We start from the raw sequence: 1,521 nt of genomic DNA, 5'->3' as shown, positions 1-1,521 counted from the left end.
CATAGTCCGACTTCCTTAGAATATAAAACAATCGCAAGTAGGACTCGGCATTTAGTCCCCTTCGTATACCAAAAGCAGTCAATGCGGTTTTATAATCGTCAAAGTTAACGTCTGGTAGCTGCAATGAGTGAGACAAAATAAATTTGTCGATTTTTTGTGTACGTTGAATCGATGGGTCAAAGTCTGAAATAATATTGGTCAGCTCGTTTTCACCTTTTTTGAATAGGTTATCAAACAAATAGCCAGGCCCAGCAAGCAGATGAAAAATGAAATCCAATAATGCTCGCGCTGTTAAGAATTGATCTTTCATTAAACGCGCTTTGAACAATAGATCGACAATGACATCTTGAACTTCTTCACGCCCTAGTAATTGATAGTTTGCACAAAGCTTTTTATCCGGGCTTTGTTTGTGCATTTCAACATCAAAGTATTGGCGAATTAGATTTTCATCTTTTTCAGTAATTTTCTGAAGCAGCTCTTTTGCAAACTTAGAAGTATGACCGTCAATTTCTAACGTAAATTTAGGATAGTCTTCAAAATCTAAAAAGATATGATTTTCTGAGGTCGGCTGTTTCTCTAAAAAAGCTTTGATTGATGATGTTACTTCGGTCACCGTGCCTTCTTCAGCATAGTTACCCAACATACCTGTATTGATGCCTACAACTAGCGGCTTCGGTGTAGCGTTAAACTCAGTAAACAATTCATTCAGCGTTTCAATAGCCGAATCACTCGGACGAAAACTGTGGGTTGCATCGAGATGGAAGTCAGCTCTATTTTGATACTCTTTCTTATACTTTGTTAGTATTTCGGATTTGCCATCACCACTACTACCACATAAAAAAATGATTTTCTTATCGGTTGAGGATAGTCCTTTCAATTGTTTAACAAAGTCAGCCTCTATATCCGTTTGTACATATAGATACTTTTTTACCGCATCTAAGTCAGTTGATATTGTTGCGTCTCGCTCTGTAGAGACTGCATATGGCGACGATTTTGACATCACACTAAGTGCGGTTCGTAAATCAATCAAGTTTTATAACCCCATGAAAATATTAGGTAGACAGAAGTACAGGTGATAACCAGGATAGCTTACGCTGTTACTCAGACTCAATACTGTATAACTAAGCATTCTACCTAATTTAGTGTGTACGTGTTCATATTCCGCTAATTTTTCCTGGAGAAATTCACATCTTTTATGTTTTTGCGAAGAAAGTTAGATATCAAGCTTTATCAGTACGTTGGCAAACATTGGGCTCTTCATAGCCAACACAACACGTTCAATTACTGCAATCTTATAATTGTGCTGGGGTAGGTCAGCTTAAGCACTTCCTAACCCAGACTTCATATTCAACACCTTTTCACCCCGTGTGACCGAACACTCAAAGTGCTTCCCTAGCCATATCCCCCGCTCTCCCCATCTGTTCAAAATCTCCGACCTTATGCGCACGCCTTACTTCAACAAACTTACTTGATCTCAACGTATCAACTTGTTGCCATAAATGACGGTTAGCTACTGGCTTC

Annotated in this window: 1 protein-coding gene; it reads right to left on the bottom strand. The window is 38.7% G+C overall.

What is annotated here, in order from left to right:
- Positions 1 to 1,030: DNA phosphorothioation-dependent restriction protein DptF (dptF, locus tag AB4653_RS24165; RefSeq protein WP_372105509.1), on the bottom strand; the 1,030-nt coding region annotated here is incomplete at its 3' end.
- Positions 1,031 to 1,521 lie beyond the last annotated feature (491 nt).

The organism is Vibrio sp. 10N.222.48.A3 (assembly GCF_041475345.1).
Classification (GTDB): Bacteria; Pseudomonadota; Gammaproteobacteria; order Enterobacterales; family Vibrionaceae; genus Vibrio; species Vibrio tasmaniensis_A.
The sequence above is the reverse complement of the archived record's forward strand: the minus strand, read 5'-3'. Positions and strand labels throughout refer to the sequence as shown.